Raw genomic sequence first — 6,307 nt, 5'->3', positions numbered from 1 at the left:
AGGGCGTAGACGACCGCGCCCGCGCTGTAGAGCAGCCCGCCGGCCACGATCAGGGCGAGTACGGCCGCTCCCCCGGTGTGCAGGAAGTCGGGCAGATACCGTACTGGTGCCCATCCCAGGGCCAGGTAGCACGGGGTGTACAGCCGGCGCGGAGCCGCGACCCACAGGACCCGGAACGCGATGCCGGCCAGTGCGCCCGCCCATACGATCCACAGCAGCACGGACCGCTGGTCCGGCGGGAGCAGGAGTACGGCCAGGGGCGTGCAGGTACCGGCGATGATGAGGAAGATGTTGGCGTGGTCGAGGCGTCGCAGGAGAGCCTCGCCGAGCGGCCCCCAGGTACCGCGGTGGTAGACGGCGCTCGTTGCGAACAGCAGCCAGGCGGTGACCGAGTACACGGCGCAGGCCAGGGCCGCCTGCGGCGTGCGGGCCAGACAGATGAGCACGATGCCCGCGATCAGTGAGGCGGGGAGCATCCCTGCATGGAGCCAGCCACGCAACCTCGGCTTGATCGGTTCGGCCAGGCCGGCCGCCCGCTCCACCAGAGCGGCAACAGGATGAGCGATCTCTTCTGCTTTACCATCTCGTGATCCGACAGGCAGCACGTCTTCACGACGTTCTCCACGACCTGAAGCGACGTGAACGTATTCGGATTCAGCGGCCTCGCGGGACACAGCTTCCCGTCCTCCTTTGGACTCCTGGGCGTCACCGGTGATCATGAGGCCATGCTAAAAGACGACACCTGGACAGCCTTTAGGCGGTCGCGAAACGCACGCCCGCGTCGTCGCTACGGTGTCCCGCAACCGTTTGAATTTCATTTCTTTCAGGGGCGTAACCGCGGGAGTCCTTCCCGCCAGTCGGCACCGACTGACGGACCGTGAGTCAATGAGCCTTTTCAGCGTTACCTCTCCAGAGTGAGGGCTGCTGCGGCGATTGGCGTCATACGATTGGGGCGTACGCGGGACCGGCGGAAGATGCGCCAGGTCCTCAGTTGTGCTACCCCGCGTTCGACGGGTGTTCGGGCCTGGGCCAGTGCTCAGTTCACCCTGCGCTGGGTCGGGGCAGTGCACCGTCGGGGGCCGTGTGCGCCCGGTCACCCACGGTCCGGTTCCCTGGTAGGCGCGGTCGGCCAGGAGAGGGATGTCCTGGCGTTTGCAGATCCGAGTGATCCGGTGCACGCGGCCCGCTGTGAGGTTGTGGGCACGGCCGGGCAGCGCGGCCGAGATCTGACCCGACCCCCGGGCGGTGCCAATCAGTGCTTACTCTCTGGGTGCCGCCGCCAGCCAGGTCCGCCAGACGTGACGCGTATTCGGCACCTCGGGGCGGTCCAGGAGCCAGAGAATGTATCCGGCATGGCGCTGCGCCCACGGATTGTCCGAACGGGCGGCCATTTTAAGCCTGGTGCGCAGGTCGTCACTGTCCACAGCCCTGGCCGCGCGCACGTATTCGCGGTCCTTGCACCGGTAAGGCCGCTGGACAACGATCTCGATCAGGTCGGCAAGCTTGGTTCTGACCGTCTCCTCGTGGTGAGCGACAGCCACGTCTCGGATGAGGCCCTGCTTCGTTCCCCATGCCTTGGCATGCCGTGTCCACTCCTGCGGATATCTCGCCTCCCACTCCAGGAAGAGCAGTGCGTAGGGGAGACCCGGCCACGCGACGATGTCGGGACCGGCCGGCCGGTCCCACAACGCGTCTGGCAGCGCATACTTGCGGATCTCCTCGTAGTTCCTGCTCGCCGCCTTCCGCCTCGGCGAATACCCCCGTCGCCACGTCCTGTTGTACCGATCCAAGGCATCCCGGGTGTTCCTCTCTGCGTCAGCCAGACGGACAAGCGCCACAGCACGTACAGCCGGATCGCTTGCTATCAGCCCGTACGCCCAACCCAGCCGGTCGTACCACACACCGACACCATCGCTGCCCACGCCCGTATCCGCTTCCGTCGTCACCTGGTAGATCATGCTCTACCTCTCACCGTCGTCATCCCATCAGAGTGGCCACTCTGTTGGTATGACGACGAGGCATGCCACAACGCACGAAACACCCGTGCCGTTGAGGGAGGCGTTCGACGTCTCAACTCAATGGTGCAGGTGTCTCGTTGGTCTCCTATCCAGCCGCACTCGACCTGCCTCATACGCTGGTCGAGTGGGTCACCATGCTCATCGTCACCCGCGAGGGTGACCGCCGCTGCAAGCTCCCGCCGCACCAACGCGCGCTCGTCGCTCTGGTGTACCTGCGCAAGCACGACACCCTGGCCCAGGTCGCGGCCGGCTTCGGCATCTCGGTGGGTACCGCCCACGCATACACCACTGCCGTGATCAACCTTCTCGCTGGTCAGACACCTGGCCTGCTCAAGGTCCTACGTGAGCACGAACCGGAGTACGTCCTGCTCGACGGGACGCTCGCCGAGTGCGACCGCGTGGGCGATGGCCAGGCCGACTACTCGCACAAGCACCGCCGCCACGGCGTGAACGTGCAGGTCGTGACCGACCCGACCGGGCACGTGCTGTGGGTCTCACCGGCCTTGCCGGGCCGGTGCCACGACCGGACCGCGGCCCGCACCCATGGAATCATCCGGATCTGCGAGCGCCAGGGCGTCCCCCTCCTGGCCGACCGCGCCTACACGGGCGCCGGACCTTGGGTCACTACCGGGCGCAGGCGCCCACCCGGCGGCCGGCTGACCCCGACAGAACAGACGGTCAACCGCGCACTGGCCACGTCCCGAGCGCCCGTCGAACGCGCGATGGCACGACTCAAGCCCTGGCGGATCTTCCGAAGATCGCGATGCAGCCCAAATCGAATGACGTCAATCGCCAAGGCCGTCCTCACTCTGGAGAAGCAGCGCTGAAAACGCTCAATGATCGTCACCACCGCCATGGTCCTCACCCAATGAACTCCAGACCGCCCGCCATCGGCGCGCCCTTAACCAGAACGATGGCAGCGCCGGCTTCGGCTGACCCAGGTTTCATCGCCTCGCACGCGCCACCGCGGTTACCCGCCGGGCCTTCGGCGCCAATACCGTGAACGCCCGCCCCACCCGCTGTCGCCACCGCTCAAAAGGCCGGATGGCCACTAAATATAATCTTCCCCATGTCGAAGCCTGACGAGCTGCTCGTTGACATCGCCACCCTGGTGGAGTCCGGGCAGAGTAACCAGATGTCCCTGACCGTGGTCACCGGTGGTGCGGTCATCACCGGCCGGCTTGCTCCCGAAGCAGTGTGGCGGCAGAGGGTGTCGGACGTGCTGACGGATTCCGCCCGCCTGGGAGAGTTCTCAGCCGTCTTCGACACCCCCGCGAAGAACGGGCCGCCCACGCATCTGCACTTCCATGTCGCCCGGATCCTGCAGGGCACGGTCGGAATCCCCGAGACGGGCGGGATGTACCGCGTGGCGATCGCCGACGTCAGCGCCTGGACCATGGGTGACTTCAGCTACTCCGACCACTGAGGAACCACCGCGGCACGAATCCGCTGCACACGCAGTGTGGGCCCCACCGGCACGCGCCGGTCGGGGCCACCCTGCCGTCCAGGTGCCGGCTCGTGCCTGTTTCCCTCTGTCAGACGGACACGGAAGCGCGGACTTGCCTGTTGGAGCGTGAAGGGGCTCCGGTGACTTCATCGCCGGAGCCCTGCTGCCGAGGCCCGCTAAGTATCAGACCGGAGAGGAATTGCCGGTCCAAAGCTGCCTCAGGACCGGGCAGTTGGTCCGCTATCCGGCGGCGCGGCGGTGTTCGGCGTTGATGCGCTGGGCTTCTTCCAGCTGGTCTTCGAGGATGATGATGCGGCAGGCGGCCTCGATGGGGGTGCCGTTGTCGACGAGTTCGCGGGCCCGGGCGGCGATGCGCAGCTGGTAGCGGGAGTAGCGGCGGTGTCCGCCCGCGGAGCGCAGTGGGGTGATGAGGCGGGCTTCGCCGAGGGCGCGGAGGAAGCCCTGGGTGGTGCCGAGCATCTCGGCGGCCCGGCCCATCGTGTAGGCGGGGTAGTCGTCGTCATCGAGACGGCCGAACGAGTCGTCTGCTGTCATCGCACCTCTCTGTGGAACGCATGGAGGGGCCCTGGCGCCAGTAGCGCCAGGGCCCCGAAGGAACAGCTACACCATCTGCCGGCCCTGATACTGCGCCGGCCTCATGTTTCCGCGGACCCGACCAAGATGCTGTCGGGGGCGCGGGGATCGCGGTTGCTCGACCGGAGACCACCTCACTATCGATGTCCTGCGGTACCCGGGCTCAACACTTACGCCCGGGCGATCCAGATGGCGCTTGGCCCCTCCGTTCTTCCCTCGTTGATCAACTAATTACTAAGCGGGGGACTGCACACTGCTGGTACTGCTCTACTGCGACCTGCTGGTGTTGCGAACTGCTCGGCGGCCTGTGACAGCGCCACACTTCGGCAGCCAGCCCCGTCGCCCGTCCTGCGTCTGCTCTGGCTTGGAACCCCGCTGCCGAACTTCCCGGTACGCGCGCCCGCAGCCGGCGCCTTTACCGAGGTACTGCTCACTGACTTCACTGCTGGGTACTGCGAACTGCACTTACCGGTACTGCCACTGCATCAACTGCGGTTCTGCTCACGGTGGCCCCTGATCACTGCGGGCCACCCGGTCCGGTTGTCAGTCCCGTCGCCGTCCTGCAACACCCTGACTTCGAAACTCCACCACCGCACCGTCCTGCGCACTGCAACTGCATGTACTGCTCCCGGCAGTTCATGTCTGCCGGGCCTCGCTGTCTCTCTGGGCTACGAGAGAAACCATAGTCACGCCACCACCCAATGTCTACTCTGCCCAACATAGATTTTCGCGTGTCTGACGGAGAGGTAGTCGGCCTCGAACAGCTACGGCAAGAGGAGCAAAGCCGTCGCTGCCGGGTTGCTGGCCGCAGGCCAGGGCACAGGCACCGCGCAGACGAACGGCGATGACGATGCAGGGGACCAGGGGACCTGATGGACACGAAGAGCGTCAGCGTCGCAACCGTCCGCTCCACGGCATCGCAGCCGACGCGCGCGCGTGAGCGCCCGGCGCTTCCTCGATGACCTCGGGCCGGCGATCACGGCAAAGGCTGTCGAACCCGTGGTTCTGGTGGTCTTGGATCTCGTCACCAATGCCCTGTGCCACGGCGGCGAAATCTGCACCCTGGACCTGACCTCGCCCACGGACAACATCGAGGTGGCTGTGCATGACCGCAGTCCGCGGATGCCGCGCATGCGCGGCATCCGGCCTGAACGGCGGCACCAGAGGCTTGGGCCGGCTCACGGTCAACCATCTCGCCCGCACCACCGCCGCGCCGCCGGCGGCAAGACCGTCAGCGGCCTCCGTCATGACCAAATGGTCAGCGCCGACAGCTCAGTGAGGACCGTCATGCCGGCGATGCACAGACTCTTCCTCGGCAGCAGACGGCTCCAGCGCTTGAGCGCACACCGGCGCCGCCCCGGCACCTGCATCACCCCGAACCCCGGATGGCGGCACACGACGCGGCAACGAAGGGCGCAGCGACTACCGAACTCATCAGCATCGACCAAGCCGCGACCCGCGAGGACCCCGGGGCGTCGACGAAACGACCCGCTCCCACGTGGAGCTCGGTGCGGCGGGAGGCACTTTCGACGAGAGGGCGCCCTCGGGTGGGCGGCGCAGACGGCTGCCGGGCCGGACAGCACAGATCCCGGCAGCCAACTGGCTGCCGGGATCAGGAGTGATGCGCCTACTTGGGCTTGATGGCGTCCTTGGCCTTCTCCTTGGCCGCGCGCAGGTCGCCCTTGGACTCCTCGGCCTGCCCCTTGGCCTTCAGGGACTCGTTGCCGACCGCTCCGCCGACGACCTTCTTGACCTTGCCCTTGGTCTGCTCGCCCTTGGCCTGAGCCTTCTCGTCCGCAGCCACAACCACTCACTCCCTGTCTCACTCGAAATAGGTTCGTCCCCCGTGTCACCCCAGACGCCACCGTTAAACCGGAAGGCTGCCACACAGATACTCCGAGCTGCGGGCGCTCCAAGAGTTGAATTAGATCCGTAGGAGTGGAGATCGATCCGCAGGGCACGCGAGGGCTCGGAGGTTGATAACTATGGTTCCTGTTCTTCTTGTTCTTCTGCTCGCCTTGATCCTCTTCGGTGCCGGTTTCGCACTGAAGGCCCTGTGGTGGATCGCCGTCATCGTGCTGGTGGTGTGGGTCCTCGGCTTCGTGATCCGGCCTGCGGCCAGCGGCGGCAAGCGCGGCCGCTGGTACCGCTGGTAAGCGGGCCTGAACAGCGCACCAGCACGGGTGGGGCCCGACGCCGCGGCGTCGGGCCCCACCCCGTTCCAGTCATACTGCCACCGCCGGGACGG

Annotated in this window: 8 protein-coding genes and 1 pseudogene; 3 read left to right on the top strand and 6 right to left on the bottom strand. The window is 66.5% G+C overall.

The features are described 5' to 3' along the window. The 3 genes and pseudogenes from ACFYW9_RS41195 to ACFYW9_RS41185 all read right to left on the bottom strand — a co-directional run. Window positions 1–674: hemolysin III family protein (locus tag ACFYW9_RS41195; RefSeq protein WP_389160297.1), on the bottom strand; the 674-nt coding region annotated here is incomplete at its 3' end. A 227-nt stretch (window positions 675–901) separates the two neighbouring features. Next, window positions 902–1,226: pseudogene (locus ACFYW9_RS41190) on the bottom strand (transposase family protein); the annotation flags it as partial. 33 nt (window positions 1,227–1,259) lie between these two features. Continuing rightward, window positions 1,260–1,958 (bottom strand): hypothetical protein, encoded by a 699-nt coding sequence (locus ACFYW9_RS41185; RefSeq protein ID WP_389160294.1) that lies wholly within the window; start codon window positions 1,956–1,958, stop codon window positions 1,260–1,262. 137 nt (window positions 1,959–2,095) lie between these two features. On the opposite strand from ACFYW9_RS41185, the gene ACFYW9_RS41180 reads away from it, so the two are divergent. Both ACFYW9_RS41180 and ACFYW9_RS41175 read left to right on the top strand, forming a co-directional pair. Beyond that, window positions 2,096–2,845 carry a transposase family protein gene (locus tag ACFYW9_RS41180; RefSeq protein WP_389160291.1) on the top strand — a complete coding sequence of 250 codons (750 nt, stop codon included), beginning with the start codon at window positions 2,096–2,098 and terminating at the stop codon, window positions 2,843–2,845. Between the two features lie 242 nt (window positions 2,846–3,087). After that, complete coding sequence (locus ACFYW9_RS41175) at window positions 3,088–3,444, top strand: hypothetical protein (protein ID WP_389160289.1); 357 nt, start codon at window positions 3,088–3,090, stop codon at window positions 3,442–3,444. Between the two features lie 261 nt (window positions 3,445–3,705). Here ACFYW9_RS41175 and ACFYW9_RS41170 read toward each other — a convergent pair whose 3' ends face one another. From ACFYW9_RS41170 to ACFYW9_RS41160, 3 genes are all read right to left on the bottom strand, one after another. Further along, a complete protein-coding gene (locus tag ACFYW9_RS41170; protein WP_389160286.1) occupies window positions 3,706–4,020 on the bottom strand; it encodes a MerR family transcriptional regulator in 315 nt (104 codons plus the stop codon). A gap of 927 nt (window positions 4,021–4,947) precedes the next feature. Then, entirely contained in the window at window positions 4,948–5,307 is a 360-nt protein-coding gene (locus ACFYW9_RS41165) for a hypothetical protein (protein WP_389160285.1), read from the bottom strand. Window positions 5,308–5,686: 379 nt separating this feature from the next. Further along, window positions 5,687–5,863, bottom strand: coding sequence for a CsbD family protein (locus tag ACFYW9_RS41160; protein ID WP_389160282.1), 177 nt, complete (start codon window positions 5,861–5,863; stop codon window positions 5,687–5,689). 181 nt (window positions 5,864–6,044) lie between these two features. Here ACFYW9_RS41160 and ACFYW9_RS41155 point away from each other — a divergent pair, with 181 nt between their 5' ends. After that, complete coding sequence (locus ACFYW9_RS41155) at window positions 6,045–6,215, top strand: hydrophobic protein (protein WP_328557713.1); 171 nt, start codon at window positions 6,045–6,047, stop codon at window positions 6,213–6,215. Window positions 6,216–6,307 lie beyond the last annotated feature (92 nt).

It is taken from the genome of Streptomyces sp. NPDC002698, from assembly GCF_042888945.1.
Taxonomy (GTDB): Bacteria; Actinomycetota; Actinomycetes; order Streptomycetales; family Streptomycetaceae; genus Streptomyces.
Note: the sequence above shows the minus strand (reverse complement) of the source record. Positions and strands in the feature narration are given on the sequence as shown.

Excerpts from the sequence above, each read along its gene's own strand:
- ACFYW9_RS41155 (WP_328557713.1), top strand. The coding sequence starts at position 6,045 with ATGGTTCCTGTTCTTCTTGTTCTTCTGCTCGCCTTGATCCTCTTCGGT.
- ACFYW9_RS41175 (WP_389160289.1), top strand. The coding sequence starts at position 3,088 with ATGTCGAAGCCTGACGAGCTGCTCGTTGACATCGCCACCCTGGTGGAG.
- ACFYW9_RS41185 (WP_389160294.1), bottom strand. The coding sequence starts at position 1,958 with ATGATCTACCAGGTGACGACGGAAGCGGATACGGGCGTGGGCAGCGAT.
- ACFYW9_RS41170 (WP_389160286.1), bottom strand. The coding sequence starts at position 4,020 with ATGACAGCAGACGACTCGTTCGGCCGTCTCGATGACGACGACTACCCC.
- ACFYW9_RS41165 (WP_389160285.1), bottom strand. The coding sequence starts at position 5,307 with ATGACGGAGGCCGCTGACGGTCTTGCCGCCGGCGGCGCGGCGGTGGTG.